Source organism: Nostoc sp. (assembly GCF_036917815.1).
Taxonomy (GTDB): domain Bacteria; phylum Cyanobacteriota; class Cyanobacteriia; order Cyanobacteriales; family Nostocaceae; genus Nostoc.
Window position 1 is genome coordinate 168,731 of record NZ_JBALEK010000008.1, and the last position, 18,079, is coordinate 186,809.

The window sequence follows — 18,079 nt, forward strand, 5'->3', positions numbered from 1 at the left end:
AAGATTCCCGAAGGGGTACGCTCAGTACAAGTGCCCAATATTTACACATACAAGTATTTGTTAGTTAATAAAAATTTTTCAAACTCTGCTGCTGGCAATGGACGACTAAATAGAAAACCTTGCATAGAATTACAGTTATATTGGCGTAAAAAATCCAGTTCTGCTTCCGTCTCTACACCTTCAGCAACTACATTTAGATTGAGATTGTGAGCCATTTGAATTAATGCTTTGGTAATTGCTGACTTCTGTAGATCGTTAGCAACATTATGGATAAAATAACGGTCGATTTTTAATGTGTTAATTGGTAAGTTTTTCAGATAAATTAAAGAAGAGTAGCCAGTTCCAAAATCATCAATTGCAATTTTTACACCCAAGGATTGCAATTTGTTCATAGTTGCGATCGCACTATTTACATCTTGCATAATCATACTTTCAGTAAGTTCTAGTTCTAAGTTATGTGGTTCCAAATCATTGATGGCTATAAAGTTGACGATTTTCTGAATAAAATTTGGTTGATTAAATTCAATTACTGACAGATTTACAGCAAAAACCAAAGAATTAATTCCGGCATCACGCCAAATTTTAATTTGTTGGCAGACACTTTTTAATACCCATTTACCAATAGGAACAATTAAACCTGTAGACTCTGCTAACGGAATAAATTCTGTTGGGTAAATCATACCCAGTTCTGGACTTTGCCAGCGCAATAAACTTTCAGCAGCCACTATTTTACCAGAGACAATATCGACTATTGGTTGATAATAAATTTCAAATTCTTGAAAATTATGTTGTTTAATAGCTCGGTGTAAGCTAATTTCTAACAACTGCATTTTTGGAGACAAGTTTTTAATTACAGTCTGAGGAGATAAATACTTTTTTAAAGTAGCGTACTTCTCCAATCTGTTCATAATGGCAGTTAATAACTCAGACCGACTAAATGGCTTAGTTATATAGTCATCAGCACCCATATCCATACCTTGACGGAAGTCAGATTTGGCAGATTTAGCAGTTAGAAAGATGAAGGGAATTGTTGCCGTTGATGGATCTTGGCGTAACGCTCTTAGCACGCCATAACCGTCAATTTCTGGCATCATCATATCACAGAGAATTAAATCGGGAACTTCAGAGATAGCCAAATGTACACCGATTCTGCCATTAGCCGCAGCAATAGTTTCAAAATCTTCAGCTTCTAGCAAATCTAAAATGTTTTCACGGACTCCTTCCTCATCTTCTATTATTAAAATTTTGGGCATAATTACCTCAATTTATATTTCATTATTTAATGACAAAATGACAGTAAGCTTTGTACCAAATCCCAGCGTACTTATGAAAAATATTTTACCTTCGTAAATATCTGTAGCGGTTCTCGTTCACGTGAGGTACACCCGTAGGCGCAATTCATGAATTACCCCTACACCTTGCGATCTAATTTTGTACCGCATCTGAGTGGAAACCGCTATATACACTTTTTTACAATTCCCATTTCTAATTTATTGCCTAGTATATTACGGAACCAATACTGGCGTTAATTATAGATAGTTTTGTCTGTTTCTTGTGCTAGTGCTTGACAGATACTTCCATAAGTAATATTACCTTGATTATCAACTACTGATAGTACTGAGACCATCTTCAGAAATTCTGACACATTCAATTTCATGACCGACGTATGTATGCTTCAAAAATATTGGCTGTTTTCAAGCTAGTTTCAGAAGCTACAAGCATTACCATATCATGCTTAGTGAAGCACCCCGGTACCTGTGAAGATGAAGAAACCAAGATAGTCTTGCCCCGTGCTACCTATCAGTGCATAGGCGTAGCCTGTCGTAGACATCGCATCTAAGCTAAAACACATCTAATTTGCAGATTAAAATTTTCTCAACATCTTGTGGGGTGGGCATCTTGCCCCCCTTGATTATGCAACTTAAATGCTGATTAGCTTAATAGTGATTTTTCTGGCACAACCATCGGCGAGAAACAGTCAATTGTTGACTCCAAGCTTTGTCGCCCAAACAGCTGAGGTAAGGCTTGCATAGATTTTTACAATAAATAGTTATCGAAAGCTGGTTACTACCCGCCCGCCTAGCCCTTCACAAAGGATGCAACTGCACCCGCCGTTCGCCGTAACGCAATAGCCTTTCTATAGTTAAGAGCCGATTTTCCCAAACTTTGACTTGATAGGAATTCGACTTAAGTTCTTGGCTCATCAATACCCGAAATTGAGACTGGAAGCGAGTTAAAGAGGCTTTCGCCACTAGTAACTTACTAGCAGACGGGGAAGCGGCAAGCTGATTTAAAGCACTGCGTAAAACTTCTGCCTGATTGTTAAAATCTGATATTGTCTGAGCGGGTCTTTGTAGTTGGTCATTTTGGAAAACAAATTTCCATTCCCGTTGCAGCGCGGTGTAACGGATAGCGGCAGTTTGAAAAGGCTGGCGGTGAGGAATCGGTTCACTTTTTGTGGATTGAACCCTACCTTGGGTGCTAGTAAAAAGTTTTTGTAGATCGTTGTTAAAATTATCTGCGGCAAAAAGTGCGTAACCACTAACCGGCAAATCCCTTACCAACTGGAGTTGATCGAATGCCCCAATTGTTGGCAAAGAAAGTAAGCGAATTCCCGGCACCAATAAGGTAGCTCCCAATTGTTTAGAGGTAATCCAGGGTTGGGCTAGTCGTTGGAAACGAGAAGTATCCAGAGCATAAGTCATGGGAACAATTAAATCTACATCCCCCCGCCTTGCCCAAGTTTCCCAGTTTTGTTGAATTTTCTGAATCCGTTCTTGTTCCGGCAAAGGAAATACCGCAACCGACAAAATCAAATTTGGTTGCTTTTGTCGCAACTGCTGTGATACTTGGGCGACAAAGCTATCAATTTGATCGGTGCGAAATGTCGTCCACTTTTGCCACAAGTCTGCTTGGCTGGGGGAAATATTTATCGGATCTACACCAGTAAGTTGCTGAAACTGCGCTCTCGCAGCTTTGCCATAGCCATAGGTTCGACCTGCTGATGGGTCTTGGAAAGGGTAGCGAATGTAGTCTAGTTGTAGACCGTCCACGTTATAGCGAGTGACAATTTCCTCAAATAGCTTGAGCAAGTATTGCCGCACTTCGGGGTTGGCTGGATCGAAGAATGGCTTAGTCTGCCCAACGGGAATCATTTTGCCAAGGTTATCGTAGTTTGCCCAATCGGGATGAGCCGCCAGTACTGGCCCCGGATAATCAGGATTAAGGTTGAGAATTTGATTGTGACGTTGATTCCCAGCAGCAAAAGTCCAAACCCAAGCGTGTAATTCCATATCTCGCTCATGGGCTAATTTCACTGCCTCTGCCAGTGGGTCCCACCCACGAATTAATGGGTTTTGCTCTTTTGCAACTTGGCTGGGATAAATTGTATAGCCAGCGTTAACTGTTTCAAAGAAGACGGTATTAATCCCGGCTTGGGCGAGGCGATCAAAAATCTCGGACAGTCCCGCCTTGCTACCAGCACGAACAATCGTACCCCGATCTAACCAAACTGCCCGAATTTCTGGTTGAGCTAGTCTCCGATTAATAGGAAATTGCTGCCACAAATTTGTTTTAGCGACGAGCCACTGTTGACGAGCCAGAGCGTAGTTTTTTTGGGCAATCAATAGGGGTAAATTTTTGGTAATTACCCTTGCTTGTGCCAAGGCTTGCTCTCTAGTCATGACTAGCCCCCCCAATTTAGTTGAGGCCAATTGCGGCAACTGCTTTTTGACAGACTGGGAGGCGTAATTGTCTAGATACCTAGAGGAATGCTTGTCTTCAGATATCGCTTCACCAACATTAGCTGCATCCGCTAACACCGCTAAATTAGCGCTTTCCACTCGACCAATCAGATTTTCTAGCTCTTGCTGGAGGGCGATGGCTTGGTTGTTGTCAATTGGCTCATTGGAGTTGGGTGCAACATCTAGACGCACCGTTTGTTCCAACTGATCAATAGCCTCCTGAGAACTTGGGGGCTTGACTATGGGAAGCGGTCTAGGTATGGGAGCGATCGCAGTTTGAGGAGGAGGGGATGAGGGCGATGAGGGAGGGTAACTGCTCCTCTGTACACTGGGTGCAGCCGCCACAGTCGTAGAGCAGCTTTGGGAACCACCTACTATTTTTTGGTTGCGATTTGATGGCGCTGGTGCCCTCAAGTAGTAATTAACAGTAGTCTTTAACCAGGCATTATCTAACTCGGCTGTTGAGGCTGTATCTATTCCCCAGCGCCAGCCCAAAAAGGTGGAATGCTCGGTTGTCACGACTGCGGCAGGATTATCTTTAGAATTCCAAACAGCAGGAGATTCAGTGCCCATATCGTTAGGAATCACAACGCCGCCACGTACTTTGCCAAAGAGTCCAGCTTGATTTGCCCATTCTGGGATATTGGTTTTTGTGGGTTTAATCTGTTCTGTATCACTGAGACTGAATCCCCAATAACCTCCCAAGAGCGATCGCAATAACTGCCGTACTCCTGGCGATGACAGACTACCTACCGGACCACTGGCAATCAAACGCCCTCCCTTACTCATCCAGTCTTCGAGAGCGATCGCTTGGGTTGGCGTTAATGTCTCGATGTTTGGCAAAAATAATACCCGGCGATCGCCCCAATCTGCCCCACTCTTGACATCATTTAGGGAAACTACACAATATTTAACCCCTGTTGCCTGTAAGCGATCGCTTATCCCTCTCCATTGATTTGCATTTTCTTGGCCATACACTACGCTCAATACGGGTTCTTCAGTGGCCGCCGTTACTGGCAAAATATTAAAATTATTTAAAATTAAAAAATTAAAACTTAAAATTAACAATCCGGCTTTTTTTATTTGTGAATTTGCATTTTTATGATACTTTTCTTCATTCTTCACTAACTGACTCCTCAGGGGATTATTTATTATGCATTACTTCTTATTTATCATCTAGCATCACAACAAATTACCTCCGAAAAACAACGGATCTTTGATACTAAACCTCAATCGAATTGAAAATACATTTTTTGATTAAATCTTCAACTCCTGCTACTGGGAAAATTTTTGTATTTAGTCTGCCAGCTAATTCCTCAATATTCATATCATCTAAAAACACTAATTCCCCATTTTTTAACATGACAATAGGTAGCAAAATCCCATCACCTAAATCTTGCCCTTCTAAGTTTAAAAGTAAATCATGACCAGTTAGTAATCCGGTTACACTGATAGTTTGTCCCCAATAATCACTACATAAAGCACGCATATTAACTTCTAAACCTTCAACCAAATTTAAGCGTTTCAAAATGGGTTGAAATGCTTTTTCTACGGCGTTGCCCACTACCCAAGTGAATCTTCTCTGAGGATAAACTTTTGGCGGCAGTAATTCTGCCGCAACGGTGGCAAATTGCTTGATAAATAATTGAATCAAACCAACTCCGTTATCAATTTGGGGATATTCTTCATATTCAGATTCACTCGGTAATTCCTCACCTGCAATCAAAAACCACTCATCAGCTAACCAAACAACGCTAGAACCGAACTTTTGGCGAAATTGCTGCGAGAGAATTTGCACTTGAGAAATCACTTCTTGAGCTTTTTCCCTAGTTACAGGTGTAAGCTCATCTTCTGGAGGCCGAAACCGTGTCAACCCAACTGGCACAACTGCCACCGATGCCACCGCAGGTATTTCACCAGTATGAAAAAACGTTAAATCTTTGAGAGTTTGTTCCAGATGTTTGCCATCATTTATACCAGGACAAACAACTACTTGAGCATGAATTTGCAGTCGCCTTTCTTGAAACCACTTGAGTTGTTGCAAGATTTGTCCCGCACGGGGATTTTTCAGCAGTCTAATTCTCACTTCCGGCTCCGTGGCATGAACAGAAACATACAACGGAGACAAGCGCATTTGCTCAATCCGCCGCCATTCTCTTTCTGGCAAATTGGTGAGGGTAAGATAAGAGCCGTACAAAAAGCTTAGACGATAATCGTCATCTTTCAAATATAAGCTGGTGCGCTTACCTGGTGGCTGTTGATCGATAAAGCAAAATGGACACCGATTATTGCATTGAATTAAGCCATCAAATAGGGCAGTTTCAAATTCTAGCCCCAAATCTTGGTCATAATCTTTTTCGATTTCGAGACTGTGAGTTTTACCAGCAGCGTCTAAAACTTCTAATTCCAAGACTTCATCAGCACACAAGAACTGATAATCAATTAAATCGCGGGGACGTGTACCATTGATTGCAACGATCGCATCCCCAGCTTCAAAGCCAATCTCTGCGGCTATTGAGTCTGGAAGAACTTTGGTAATTCGGGCAGGATTAATGGTATTCATGGGAATTGGGCACTTGTACTGAGCGTTCGCGTAGCGTCTCCAAGAGTTGCCGTTGGCGCAGCCTCTTCAAGAGTTGTATTGGGCATGGAGTTTGGACTAATGACCAATGACTAATGATTATCCTTTCCAACCTGTGGCGATCGCTACTAAGATAGCACTACCGAATGCTAATCTATACCAAACAAAAACTAAAGTGTTTTTAGTTTGTAAGTATTTGATCAAAAATGCAATTGACAGGTAGGAAAAAATAAAGGTTGAAATAATCCCGACAATTAACAGTCCAACAATATTATCTGGTAACTGGTGGGCTTGAAACAACTTGAAGATTTTCAAGCTTTTATACAGGGTAGCAATGGTAAGAGTTGGAAACCCCAACAAAAATGAGAATTTCGCGGCTGTATCGCGTTCTAATCCTAAAAATAAGGCAGTCGTCAACGTTGAGCCAGAACGAGAAACGCCCGGAATTAAAGCAAGTGTTTGTCCCAGTCCAACTAAAATACCATCCCGAATCTGCAATGAATCGAAACCTCGTTTGCGAGTGCCAATTTTTTCTGCCAAAGCTAGTATAAGTGCCATGATAATTGACATGATGGCAATAATTAATGCACTTTCAGGTAAAACATCTTTCAAAAGAAAGCCGAAAATCAAAGCAGGCATTGTTCCTACTACAATACCGACAAGAATTTTCCATTCTTCGCGTTGCCAGTCTTTGTCTTTTAATGCTTCAATCCCACCTTTGACAATAGTATAAATCAGCGACCAAAAATAAAATACAATTGCGATCACACTGCCAAATTGAATGGCATCGACAAAATCTTTAGAGCCTAGTTCTTTCCACCCAAATACCTTTGTCACAATCAGAAGATGTGCAGTGCTGCTGATTGGCAAAAACTCTGTAATGCCTTGAACAATACCCAAAATAAAAGCTTGAATCAACTCCATCTGCAATTAATACCTTTTTCCTGTTCTAGACATGATTATGAAAATTGTTTAGCTGATGATGTTGCTTTATATACTATCCATTGCACCTAGTATTGGAGAAAATTCAATTTTACCGATCAATAACATCATCGAAGACGCTGACTATGTTCTTACACCCACCTCAATAAGTCAACGCAATTTGGCAAATTCATCAAACTTTAATATTTAGCGGACTGATTGTAGCTCAGAGGATGTCTGAAAAGTTTTTTTATATACACTAATCCTTGGATATCCCCCTAAATCCCCCGATAAATTGGGGGACTCTGAGACTCTTATTACCAGCTTTTTAAGCCTTGATCAGGGGGATCAATAAATATTTTATACTTCTCAGACATCCTCTCACTTTTTAACTGTTAAATTTTACCGTTCACCTCCCTGTAGTCCTAGACTTACAAAGAACTACAGAGAAATTCTGACTTTTCACGTTATGTGGAAAAGCTAACGATTGACCTAACCCCCTTCCCTACGTTCGCGTAGCGGCACGAAGTGCGGGAAGGGGGAAAATTCAAAGTCTCTCTCCTTTTAGGCTACGGTGTACACACATCTCTGTACACAATGCAAAACATCGTGATATCCCCGTAAATCCCCCTTGAGAAGGGGGACTTTAAGAAGTTTTTGCCCCCCAATTTATCGGGGGGTTGGGGGGATCAAAAGGCTGTGGGGCAACTCTCCAAGACTTGTGTGTACACCGTAGCCTTAAAGGAAGAGAGAAATATAAGGGACTTCCAAATAAAAAAATATCCGAAAACTGAGGCAAAAACCCTCTCTATTTCTCCTCTCTCTGTGTTCTCTGTGTCTCTGTGGTTCGTTTCTTTGGATAATTTATTTCTTGTCAGTCCCTAAGTGAGGTTTTCCAGATACCGTGAGAAATTCTGTACATAGTGCAAGTTTAATGGGTCAGTCTGGCGCAGAATGCTTTGCTTGGTTGACGCGCAGCCCTTGGGGAAATTTCAGTATAATTACAATGCTCCCAGGGGGGATTTTAAAGTGTGATATCTTAAATAAGATAAAGTTTAGTAACAAATATTAAAAACTTTGATTAATAATACACTGTCGTCCTACACTGCTTCTACCCCTTCTATTGATACTGAGTTGAATTTGGCTGATACTGGGCAGAAGGGTATCAGGCAATTGGAATCTACACTCTCTTTACCCTTATCTATTTCTGCCCGACAAAGTTGGTTAGTGTTTGCGGCGGCGGTGTTTTTGGTATCAGTACCAGTATTTATAGAAGCGCCAATAGTGCGATCGCTACCAAGTCTAAGTTTAGCCCTGGCAGTATTTTGGGTGTGGCTAAGTTTTACCTTAATGTCACGCCCTGCAACATATATCTGGGGCGATTTGCTCTTAGGATTTAGCTGGAGTTGGTTAGCAGGAGCGATTTACTGGGGCTGGTTACGTTGGGAACCCTTATGGCATCTGCCAGTGGAATCTATCGGTTTACCCTTTGCTTGCTGGTGTCTTTTGAAGAATTGGGGCAAGGTGGGTAGCTGGTTTTATTTAGGTTCTTTACTCGGTACAGTTTTAACAGATGTATATTTTTATATAGTAGATTTAATACCCTATTGGCGGCAAATTATGAGAGTAGATGCAGATGGCGCACCACAGATATTACAAAATGCGCTCATACAAGTACAAACACCTTGGGGACAAACTTGGGCGATAATTCTTGCCTTAACGCTGTTAACAGTCGGCATTTTATCTTTAGGTAGAAAGGAAAAACACTGGTATGCCTTTGGTGGCGCAGTTTTAAGCACAATTTTGGTAGATAGCCTATTTTTGTTAGCAGCGATCGCAGCATGAAAAAGGCAGGAGGCTGCAATCAGCGTGTAGTCTTAACTCTTGCCGAAACTTTTCCCAGCCCAATCTACTACACATCAAGAATGATGCTGTAAATGATTAATTAGTTAAGAAATATTACATAACAATCCATCGCCATCAAGTCTTTTTTGGTATTAGACATCGCACAGTTTCGTGTCTGGTTTAGAGGTAGAATCAGCCACCCCAAAAAGATTTCGTCTAGCTGGGAATGCTACCAGGATGGTGGATGCAACGCTATTGCACTCTTCTGGCGATGAAAATTTTTGACAAAAGCATAGTCAAACCTAGTGACGGCAAATATTGTGCATATTAATACGCTGTATATTAGTTTCTGATGACTGCTGTGTTGATTAAGCTATCAGGTTTTGTCCCTTGTCCTTTGTCTTTGGCGCTCTGACTAATGACTAATGACTGCTGACGGCTGTTAGCTTAAAATTTTTATTTCTGTTTGATGGAAAGAGGTAGAAAATCGTGAAAAGATTGGCGCATTTATTAACAGTGTTTAGTTTGTTACTTGGTTGCTGGGGATGGTTGGGAACAACTCAGATAGCCCAAGCTGCTAGTTTCAACAGTTTTGCTTATGTGCAAGTCCCAGTTCTGGCAATTGAGCGGCAGAATCGGGCAGACGCTAAACTAGGTACGGAATTTGGTAAAAAAATTGATTTGAATAATACCAACGTCCGAGCTTTTCAACAATTTCCAGGGCTTTATCCCACCCTGGCGAAGAAAATCATTATCAATGCTCCCTACAAAAAGGTAGAAGATGTATTGGATCTTGACGGATTGAGTGATTCCCAAAAACAAACCCTGCAAGCCAACTTCAAGAATTTCACCGTGACAGAAGTAGAGCCTGCCTTCAACGAGGGAGACGATCGCTTTAACAACGGTATCTACAGATAACTGCACGTGCCGTTAATGTAGCAAATAGCAGCCCACCCCTGATTGTAGGGAGTGGGAGTATTTATAGAGATGAGGGGGATGAGGAGGATGAGGGAGACTTTTCTAACTCATCTCCCCCTGCTCCCTCATCTCCCCCCTGCTCCCTCATCTCCCCCTGCTCCCTCATCTCCCCCTGCTCCCTCATCTGCCATTACCTTGCCCCAAATAGATATTCCTAGCCAATTTGATGTCTTAGTAGTCGGCGCTGGTGCTGCTGGACTTTACACAGCGCTGTGTCTGCCAGAATCCTTGCGAGTCGGCTTGATTACCAAAGAAACTGTTGCTTTGTCTGCCAGTGATTGGGCGCAAGGTGGCATTGCCGCAGCCGTTGCCCCAGAAGATTCTCCCGCCTTGCACATTGAAGATACGATCCAGGCGGGCGCGGGTTTATGCGATCGCCCTGCTGTCGAATTTCTCGCCCAACTTGCCCCTAGTTGTATTCAATCTCTAGTTAACTTGGGAGTCGCTTTTGACCGTCATGGTCAAGCCTTGGCTTTAACTTTAGAAGCCGCCCATTCTCGCCGCCGTGTTCTCCACGCTGCGGACACCACAGGGAGGGAAGTTACCACCACTCTCACCGCCCAAGTATTACGTCGTCAGAATATTCAAGTCATTCAGCAAGCTTTGGCTTTGAGTTTGTGGATTGAACCCGAAACTGGTCGCTGTCAGGGAATTAGCCTGTTTTATCAAGGTAAAATTACCTGGGTAAAAGCTGGTGCTGTGGTACTGGCAACTGGCGGCGGTGGTCAGGTATTTGCCCAAACCACTAACCCGGCTGTGAGTACAGGTGATGGGGTAGCGATCGCATCTCGTGCCGGCGCGATCCTCCGCGATTTAGAATTTGTCCAATTTCACCCCACAGCCCTCACTAAACCTGGTGCCGATCGCTTCCTCATTAGTGAAGCTGTACGCGGTGAGGGGGCACACCTCATCGATAATGAAGGACGGCGTTTTGCCTTTGACTACCACCCTGCCGGTGAACTCGCACCAAGAGATGTGGTCAGTAGAGCAATTTTCAGCCATTTACAACACACCGCCCTGGATTTGGCTACTGCCCATGTCTGGTTGGATATGCGCCCCATCCCCGCCGACAAGATTCGTCAGCGCTTTCCCAACATCATCAAGGTTTGTCAGCATTGGGGCATTGATGTCTTCCACGAACCTATCCCTGTAGCGCCAGCTGCCCATTACTGGATGGGTGGAATTGTCGCGGATCTGATGAATCGCACAAATATCCCCGGTTTGTATGCGGTGGGTGAAACTGCTAGTACTGGGGTGCATGGGGCAAATCGTCTTGCCAGTAATTCCCTATTGGAATGTATTGTGTTTGGCGCACAGATGGGCCAAATTGAGTTGGAAAATATTGGGCTGCCCTCAGAAACACCAGTGCTACCATTACAAAAATTTAGTCCTGATGCTAGTGAGTGGCACATCCAGCAAGCACAGCTAGAAGCACTCAGGGAGAAGTTACCGCGTCTAGTGTGGGAAAATGCTGGTATTTGTCGGGAGCAATCAAAGTTGGAAACTGCGATCGCTACTATTGAATCCTGGCAGCAAGATTTCGCTGCCTTCCCTCTAAGTCAATTCTTGATTGCTTTAAATCCAGCAGAACCAGCTAGTTTTGACTTACCAGATGTTGAACGACAATTGGGACTTTGGGCAGAAACCCGCAACTTATTAGATGTGGCTGATTTAATTCTCAAAAGTGCTGCTTTTAGAACTGAAAGCCGAGGCGGACACTACCGCTTAGATTATCCTCAATCAGACCCAAATTGGCAAGTCCACACACTAGTACAAACAAATCATTGGTGGCAATCAACTTTACCACAATCTCAAATCTAAAATCCAAAATTGCCATCACCGAGTGCCACTACCATTATTACTGTCGGGTCCACCACAATTTGGTGGAACATATATGTCTTTTATATTTTGAGAATTGACTTTGCCGACGATTGAGGTGTTACTGCTAGTAGCGCCAAAAGCATTAGCACTTGCAGTACTGAATATACCTGTCAAAGCGGCAAGCTTAGGTACTAGTATGTAAGCAGTTACACATAAGATCAGAAGCTTTGTGATTTGGAAGTTAGCTTTCATAGCGTTAAGTAAATTTACTAGTTTTTGATTTTAGAAGTGTTTATTATATTCACCGTATATTTACTGATTTTTCTAAAAAGTATTTTAAATTTATTAAGTTATTGCTGCGATTATATAAAGAATTGCACTATTCGGTGGGATTAAATCGTATTTATACTTAAAAAATATTCTTGATTAGCTGCTTTTACATCAGTCTAAAGTTAGATATATTGACAAATCTGTGTGAGCATTTTGCTAAAGTCACTATATTCTTAATAGCATCTTAATATTTTACGTATAAACACTAAGTTTACTAAAATAATAGTTTATAAAACTCTTATGTTTACTTATTGGATTGTATAATTAAAATTTAATTAAATTAAAGACAAACCAAGATAATTGCAATAATACAAGTATTTTAAAAACTATATAACTACAAAATATCGTAATAAGCGAATTAGTACAGGTATATTTTTAATAGTATCAATATTTACAATAAATATTGATACCTCTGATGACTAATTGCTTTCTTACATAAATTATTAGGTTTAGTCTTCAGGGGAAAAAGCCTTGCTAGGTCTCCATCTTGACTAAAAAGCCACCTTTTAGCATATACGCCATACTTTTTTAGGACAATGCTTTGGACATATCTCCAGCCCACATTCCTAATTTGAAGGTAAAAATATTGACTAAGGTGAAAAAAATCTAGAGGCTTGACTCTTGATTAATTAAGCAAACTCGTAGCGATTTTTACCCAAATGCTTGGCACGGTACATTGCTGTATCTGCTTGTTTCATCAAAGTTTCACTGTCTTGACTGTTGTATGGGTAGACACTAATGCCAATACTGGCAGAGATTCTGATTGCATAACCGTCCAAAACAATTGGCTTGGTAATACTGCTTAAAATTTTTTCGGCGACTCTAGCAGCTATTTGGACATTAGGAATTGCCCGTAAAATTATCGTAAATTCATCGCCACCCAAACGAGAAACTGTATCACTAGCGCGTAGAGAGTTGCTGAGTCTTTCAGCAATAGTCATTAGCAAGCGATCGCCCGTCTCGTGTCCCAGATTATCATTGACTTGCTTAAAGCCATCTAAATCAATAAACAGCAGTCCCAGCAGCAAGTTGTTGTGTTGCGCCCAATGTAACGACTCGTTAAGTTGTTCAGCAAAAAATTTGCGATTCGATAAACCGGTCAGTGGGTCATGATATGCTAAATAACGCAAGTGGTCTTCTTTGAGTTTTAATTCATTGTTAGAGCGGAATAGTTCAGCAGCAGTACGCTTCAGATGTTCTTCCATGAGCTTGCGCTCAGTAATATCTCGGATGATCCCAACTAAAAAGGAATTGCCAGCTGAGTCTTTATGGAGCGATCGCTTCGTGGCAATTTGATAAGTCTGGCCATCGGCATTTGTAAATTCTTCTTCGTGTTCCTGGGGTTGCTGAGTCCGAAATACCAGCTCATCCTGTTGTCGAAACACATCGGCTTCATCTTTAGAAAAAAAGTCGTAGTCTGACTTTTCAATTAACAACTTATTCGGATAACCAATAAATTGACAATACGCGTCATTTAAAACAACCCACTGGTGTTCTTCATTTTTCACAAAAATGGGATCAGGAATCGTGTTGATGATCTGATTCAAAAACTCTTTAGAACGTTTCCACTCTTCTTGGATATGAGCGATGCGACTGATCATCCAAATGGCAGAACTGCCAAAAGTAAACAGCGCCGGAATGAGCGGTATCCACCAACCACACAAGAAAGCAAGGTAAGTAATCAGCGTCAGCACACAGCAAGAAAATAAGATACTAAGAAGGCTTTTAGTTGGGTGTCGTATTCGCCATGTCGTAACTGCTCCCAAACAAGACCAGATAAACATCCAGAAATATTCTACCGGGTCAGTCCAAAATCTGAATAACGGTCGTCCTTTAAGAGCAGCAGAGATTAACTCACTAATAAAATAAGCTTGCAGTTGAATAGCAGGTACAGGCTTTGCCTCACTCATTAGATTGCTGGAGTAAGGAACGAATACAAAATCCTTGAGACTGGGTGCGGTGGAGCCAATCAGTATAATTCGATCTTTGATTAACTTTTCTGGGACTTTATCTGCCAGTACATCTCTGATCGATACCTGGCTAAAACTACAAAAGTATCGAGATGAACTTTGACATTTAGGTTTGGGAAAATTGGTCAAAATTTGGTATCCACCATCATCAGCTCTCACATAGCCACCATCATCACCCTTAAAAGGAATAAATACTGCCTTACCCAATTGCAAATAATCAGGGTTGCCTTTTGCTTTGACGGGAATAATTTCCTTTGACTTTAAATACAATAAAGCCAACTTCAGGGCAAAACTTTCATGTGGCTGATTATCAATAGACCAATACAACAAACTGCGACGTACTTTTCCATCAATATCATATAGCAGGTTGTTAAAGCCCACTTGATTCTGATTTAGTCCCGGTGGAGGCAAAACAGTAAAGTTTTTGTTTTTGTCATTTGCTAGTAGTTCAACACCAATTAAGTTGGGCATTGACTTATAAGCATTACGCAGTTCTTGATTACCAAACTCTACTGGCAAATTTCTGTAGATATCTAAGCCGATAGCAAGAGGTTTGTGGACATTTAATTTTTGTAACAACTGGGCAATCTTTTTATCTGGAATCGGCCACGAACGTACTTCGTTTAAATAGGCTTCATCAATGACTACGATCGTAATCCGGTCTTCTGGCGGTTCATTTGGGCGTAAGCGAAAAAATTGATCCAAAGCTGCCAACTCCAAAGATTGCAATAATCCCATGAAGTGCAAAAGCATGATGCATACTGCAACGCTGGCGGCAGTAATCAATTCTCTGTGTCCTCGACTAAGCGATCGTTTCAGTCGAAAGATTAACTTTACAAAACGCTTGCCTACCTGCTGATTCATTCCCATTACCTAGTAAAGAGAAGTATTCTCTATTTACAATAGCTATTAATAACTATCGGACTAACATAGCTCAAGGGGGAGCTAAATAGAGTTTCTAAGAGTTTTTTCAATTCAGCAAGGTTCTTTAAGACATCATGGTATTTGTGATCTATCAACCATAGATTGAGACCAATTATCTTAACCTATGATCAATTAGATATTTTACTGAGAATTACGGCAACTTCCAACAGACAGACCTTTGGATTCGGCGCTGACATGATTGCATCCCAAAGTGGGTTACAAGTCTGGTAAACCCAAATTAATTATACATTTGACTTAAGTAAATATATGCAATTATTTTCCTTCGCTTAAGGTTTTGCCGATAAAAACAGCAGGAAAATTGGTAATTGGGTATTGGACAAAACTCATTATCTGTTACCAAAAACAAAAAAGCCAACTAGAAACAGATCTCGCTGTATTCATCCAGTTGACTATGAGGTGTAAACTGCACTGTACCGCTAGATTGGTGTAGGCTTCTCAATTCATTAGACATCGGAGTGAAAATTACATAGGCAAAATTCATAAATTTTGCCTACCAAGGATTTTGAGCAACGCATAATTAATTTCACGAGATGTCTATTGCGAACTGTAGATGATGCTTCCTCAAGGCAGTTACTTGAAATACTTGAAGTTACGGGGACCTGTGTAACCAGAAATTTTCGCTAGTTCCTCTAAGCTTTGGACTCCGCTATAGCTTTTGCCATTGATGATCCAAGTAGGGAAGCCTTCAATTTTTGCGGCTTTACACAGTTCTGTTTGAGCTTTGAGTCCATCGGGAGCGCATTCTACCTTAATATCATTGTTGATTATTTCCTCGGCTTCTTTACCAAAAAGCATCTTTTGTTCATGGCAGTGAGGACACCAATAAGCAGTGTATTCCTTAGCTCCTACCTTGGCCAAATTGCGGGCTAAGGCTATTTCTGCCTCACCAGAAGTGGTGGTAACTTCCCAACCGAATGCCGGGTTAGGGTCTTGCTTGGGAATAAAGTTAATTTTTACGGGTTGTCCAGAAGTTCCAGCTGTAACATCTGATTGATTCACGCCAGCATAGACACCTAAAGTACCAATCAGCGTCACCATCCCGACAATTAGGGCGGTAAAGAAGATTTGTCCAATATCTTCCCAAGTCCGACCGATAATCGTCAGTACCAAAAGACTCACAGAGAACAAAGCTGAACCGATACAGTAAGGACAAATAGCTTTGATTTGCGATGCCAGCACATACATTAAGTAGCCGCTAAAAACAGACATAGCGATCGCACCCGCCAACAACAGCCACCATGTCCAATTTTCCAATTGTTTGCGGCTATTATTTTCCCCTGAGTTGAATACCAAGGGAGCCAAAGCAAATATCACCATACTGATGTATGCCAAAAACCCAAACAAAGCTAATGGCTGACCAAAAACCGTTGCCCAAGGACTCGAAAGCACATCATTACAGCCCTTTACACCAGCCTGCGCCACACAAGCGGCACTGCCTCCTGTTAACTTTTCGATGGTGAGATAACCTGTGATCAGGGCACCACACCCAGCGATCGCGGCAATCAATGGACGTGACCATTTATGAATCCAAGGAGTAGAACGACGGCGAATCATAAATATTGGGTAATGGGGAATGGGGAATGGGGAATGGGGAATGGGGAATGGGGAATGGGGAATGGGGAATGGGGAATGGGGAATGGGGAATGGGTAATGGGGAATGGGGAATGAGGAATGGGGAATGGGGAATAAGAAATTGTTCGCTTGCTCCCCTACTCCCCTACTCCCCTACTCCCTACTCCCCACTCCCTAAGAATGTAACTTCACTTGTTCTGCTGATTTGCTTTCACCTTTGGAGTTCCAATTGCGACGAGCAGCTTCCACAAATTGGCTGACGCGAATTGGGTCAATTGGTTGCTCTATCCGTCCGTGACGTTTTAGGGAACTGGAAACTATTACACCATCTGCTGCCTGCATCAATGTATCAATATTTTCCCAATTTGCTCCACTACCGATGAATACTGGTGTGCCGTTTGCTGCACCACAAGCTAGTTCCAAATCTTCTAAGTTAGGAGGACTACCAGTAGCCCAACCAGATAAAATCACTCCGTCCGCTAAACCCCTTTCAATGGTGTCTTTCACGGCGACTGTGAGATTTGGAGAACTCAAAGGACGGGCGTGTTTCACCAACACATCGGCCAGGATTTTAACATTGCAGCCTAATTCCCGTCGATAGCGGAGTAGTTGATGGGCTTCTCCCTCAATTAATCCTTGGTCGGTTGCCATTACGCCTGTGAGGACGTTGACGCGGATAAATTGCGCTTGCACACAGCTAGCGATCGCCATTGCGCTTTTACCATCATTTCGCAAAACATTTAAGCCTATAGGCAAAGTCACCAAATTCTGTATCCTTTGCACCACAATGGTCATAGCACTCACAACCACTGGATCGACTTGGTTTTTGGTAAACGGCGCGTCGAAAAAATTCTCGACAATCAAACCGTCAACCCCTCCACTTGCCAGGGCTGCGGCTTCTTGTTCGGCACGATCAATCACCGCTTTTAAACTACCTCCCCAACGGGGCGAGGTAGGTAGTGGTAGCAGGTGAACCACGCCAATAATCGGTGAGCGAGTTTTAAATATCTGATATAAGTCCACGTCTTTAATCCGCCTCGCGGAGTCCAGAGTCCAGAATTCTTTGACTATTGAATGCCAGTTCAACACCACTCCCCTGAAAAGAGGGAACCTTTCTATGGGGGTGGCTCTTCAACGGGGGAAACCCCGCACGTGACTGGCTCCTGTTGACCCTTGACTCTTGACTTTACATTAAATAGTCAAATGTGTTTTATGATAGTCGGCTTACTGCTTCCTTCCTGAGATGGAAATTGGTGTGAAACCTCCCATAAGATATGTTAAGATAAAACCTGGCTACAAGAGGAGTTTGCCACTCACTAGACGCAAGGCAGCTTTCCGTGGTTTAGGCGTCTTGTCCGCGCACTGTCGTAGGA

At 42.1% G+C, this 18,079-nt stretch carries 11 protein-coding genes; 3 read left to right on the plus strand and 8 right to left on the minus strand.

The features are described from left to right. Positions 1-41: 41 nt before the first annotated feature. From V7K97_RS02445 to V7K97_RS02460, 4 genes are all read right to left on the minus strand, one after another. The gene (locus tag V7K97_RS02445; RefSeq protein WP_334799112.1) at positions 42-1,253 is read right to left on the minus strand and encodes an EAL domain-containing response regulator; all 1,212 of its coding nucleotides are present in this window, start codon (positions 1,251-1,253) and stop codon (positions 42-44) included. Between the two features lie 834 nt (positions 1,254-2,087). Next, the gene (locus V7K97_RS02450; RefSeq protein ID WP_334799113.1) at positions 2,088-4,868 is read right to left on the minus strand and encodes a family 10 glycosylhydrolase; all 2,781 of its coding nucleotides are present in this window, start codon (positions 4,866-4,868) and stop codon (positions 2,088-2,090) included. Between the two features lie 97 nt (positions 4,869-4,965). Then, complete coding sequence (locus V7K97_RS02455) at positions 4,966-6,306, minus strand: TIGR03279 family radical SAM protein (protein ID WP_334799114.1); 1,341 nt, start codon at positions 6,304-6,306, stop codon at positions 4,966-4,968. A gap of 117 nt (positions 6,307-6,423) precedes the next feature. Then, positions 6,424-7,248, minus strand: a complete 825-nt coding sequence (locus V7K97_RS02460; RefSeq protein WP_334799115.1) for an undecaprenyl-diphosphate phosphatase — start codon at positions 7,246-7,248, stop codon at positions 6,424-6,426. A gap of 1,074 nt (positions 7,249-8,322) precedes the next feature. On the opposite strand from V7K97_RS02460, the gene V7K97_RS02465 reads away from it, so the two are divergent. From V7K97_RS02465 to nadB, 3 genes are all read left to right on the plus strand, one after another. Further along, complete coding sequence (locus tag V7K97_RS02465; protein WP_334799116.1) at positions 8,323-9,090, plus strand: DUF3120 domain-containing protein; 768 nt, start codon at positions 8,323-8,325, stop codon at positions 9,088-9,090. A 489-nt stretch (positions 9,091-9,579) separates the two neighbouring features. Continuing rightward, on the plus strand, positions 9,580-10,008 hold the full coding sequence (gene psbU / locus V7K97_RS02470; RefSeq protein WP_334799117.1) for a photosystem II complex extrinsic protein PsbU: 429 nt from the start codon (positions 9,580-9,582) through the stop codon (positions 10,006-10,008). 195 nt (positions 10,009-10,203) lie between these two features. Continuing rightward, on the plus strand, positions 10,204-11,889 hold the full coding sequence (nadB, locus tag V7K97_RS02475) for an L-aspartate oxidase (RefSeq protein ID WP_334799118.1): 1,686 nt from the start codon (positions 10,204-10,206) through the stop codon (positions 11,887-11,889). A 15-nt stretch (positions 11,890-11,904) separates the two neighbouring features. Here the strand turns inward: nadB and V7K97_RS02480 are convergent, their stop codons facing one another. The 4 genes from V7K97_RS02480 to btpA all read right to left on the minus strand — a co-directional run bounded on the left by V7K97_RS02480 (position 11,905) and on the right by btpA (position 17,729). Then, positions 11,905-12,141 carry a hypothetical protein gene (locus tag V7K97_RS02480; protein WP_334799119.1) on the minus strand — a complete coding sequence of 79 codons (237 nt, stop codon included), beginning with the start codon at positions 12,139-12,141 and terminating at the stop codon, positions 11,905-11,907. A gap of 707 nt (positions 12,142-12,848) precedes the next feature. Next, positions 12,849-15,053: a CHASE2 domain-containing protein gene (locus V7K97_RS02485; RefSeq protein WP_334799120.1), complete on the minus strand. Its 2,205-nt coding sequence runs from the start codon at positions 15,051-15,053 to the stop codon at positions 12,849-12,851. Between the two features lie 651 nt (positions 15,054-15,704). Then, positions 15,705-16,688, minus strand: a complete 984-nt coding sequence (locus V7K97_RS02490; protein ID WP_334799121.1) for a vitamin K epoxide reductase family protein — start codon at positions 16,686-16,688, stop codon at positions 15,705-15,707. A gap of 192 nt (positions 16,689-16,880) precedes the next feature. After that, positions 16,881-17,729 (minus strand): photosystem I biogenesis protein BtpA, encoded by an 849-nt coding sequence (gene btpA / locus V7K97_RS02495; protein ID WP_334799122.1) that lies wholly within the window; start codon positions 17,727-17,729, stop codon positions 16,881-16,883. Between the last annotated feature and the right edge of the window lie 350 nt (positions 17,730-18,079).

Excerpts from the sequence above, each read along its gene's own strand:
- V7K97_RS02490 (WP_334799121.1), bottom strand. The coding sequence starts at position 16,688 with ATGATTCGCCGTCGTTCTACTCCTTGGATTCATAAATGGTCACGTCCA.
- V7K97_RS02455 (WP_334799114.1), bottom strand. The coding sequence starts at position 6,306 with ATGAATACCATTAATCCTGCCCGAATTACCAAAGTTCTTCCAGACTCA.
- V7K97_RS02480 (WP_334799119.1), bottom strand. The coding sequence starts at position 12,141 with ATGAAAGCTAACTTCCAAATCACAAAGCTTCTGATCTTATGTGTAACT.
- V7K97_RS02485 (WP_334799120.1), bottom strand. The coding sequence starts at position 15,053 with ATGAATCAGCAGGTAGGCAAGCGTTTTGTAAAGTTAATCTTTCGACTG.
- V7K97_RS02460 (WP_334799115.1), bottom strand. The coding sequence starts at position 7,248 with ATGGAGTTGATTCAAGCTTTTATTTTGGGTATTGTTCAAGGCATTACA.
- V7K97_RS02445 (WP_334799112.1), bottom strand. The coding sequence starts at position 1,253 with ATGCCCAAAATTTTAATAATAGAAGATGAGGAAGGAGTCCGTGAAAAC.